Raw genomic sequence first — 1237 nt, forward strand, 5'->3', positions numbered from 1 at the left:
TATATATTTCCTTGTACAGGGGAAATTTTATCTCAGTTAACTACAGTATCTGTGGGTAAGATACCTGCACTAGATAGGTTCTAACATTAAATATTTGTATTTGACATACTTGGAATCTGCTCTCTACGAAACTAAGACGTTATAGTTTTGATGCACTATTTATCTGAGATATATTTCCTTGTACAGGGAATTTTATCTTAGTTAGGTACACTACTAGCGGGCAAGATACTCGCACCACAGAAGTTTTAACATTACTGCCCAGGCGACTGGTATAGCCCTGAAATTTTTTGAGCTAATTGGATATGTAATTTATGACTAGCTTTGTAAGCCAAATAATGACCTTGAGGAAAATTTCCCAATAAACTCAAATCTCCAATTAAATCTAATATTTTATGACGTACTGGTTCATTTGTAAATCTTAAGGGTGGATTTAACCATCCAGACTCACTACAAACCAAAGCATTTTCTAAAGTACCACCTTTGATTAAACCACCTTCTCGCAATTGGTCAATTTGATGGGCTAAACCAAATGTCCGAGCTGGGGCAATAGAGTCAGCGAAACTTTCTTTTTCTGGAGACCAACTATGCCACTGATTACCAATGGCTGGTAAATCAAAATCTATGCCATAAGTAAAGCGAGTTTCTGGACCAGGTAAAGCAGCAACAAAAGCATCCCCCTGATATATCCAAACTGGTTGAGTTATTAAGTATGGGATATGAGTATTATTAATCTTTTCATTACCCCATCTCCCCATCACCCCATCACCCCATCTTTCCATCACCCCATCACCCCATCTTCCCATCACCCCATCACCCCCCTTTGCTTCTACTAATCCTACAGAAGCGATCGCCTCCGCCCATATTTTGGCCGAACCATCTAATAAGGGAATTTCTGGGCCATCAATTTCTATTCGAGCATTATCTATGCTCATTCCTGCCAAAGCAGCTAATAGATGTTCTACAGTACGGATATGAATATCTCCAATGCCTAATTCTGTAGAGAGAGTCGTAGAAACTACAGAAGAAATTAGAGCTGGAATTACTGGATAATTAGGCAAATCAACCCTAACAAAATATTTACCTGTATTTTGAGGAGCAGGCATAACCTTAATATGAGATTTTATACCAGTATGTAAACCCACTCCCGACTGTGAAAATTCTGCTGCTAAAGTATATTGATGATTCATAATTCTTGTAATAATTTTTGAGGGTCTATAGAAATCCGAGATTATTTATA

1 protein-coding gene is annotated in these 1237 nt (G+C 37.8%); it reads right to left on the reverse strand.

The window, feature by feature from the left end; translation table 11 throughout:
• Positions 1-251: 251 nt before the first annotated feature.
• Positions 252-1187, reverse strand: coding sequence for a UDP-3-O-acyl-N-acetylglucosamine deacetylase (locus F6K22_RS12860; RefSeq protein ID WP_293097969.1), 936 nt, complete (start codon positions 1185-1187; stop codon positions 252-254).
• Positions 1188-1237 lie beyond the last annotated feature (50 nt).

The sequence above is a fragment of the Okeania sp. SIO2F4 genome (assembly GCF_010672385.1).
Taxonomy (GTDB): Bacteria; Cyanobacteriota; Cyanobacteriia; order Cyanobacteriales; family Microcoleaceae; genus Trichodesmium.

Bases quoted from the DNA above. Each gene is read 5' to 3' on its own strand.
- F6K22_RS12860 (WP_293097969.1), bottom strand. From the start codon at position 1,187: ATGAATCATCAATATACTTTAGCAGCAGAATTTTCACAGTCGGGAGTG.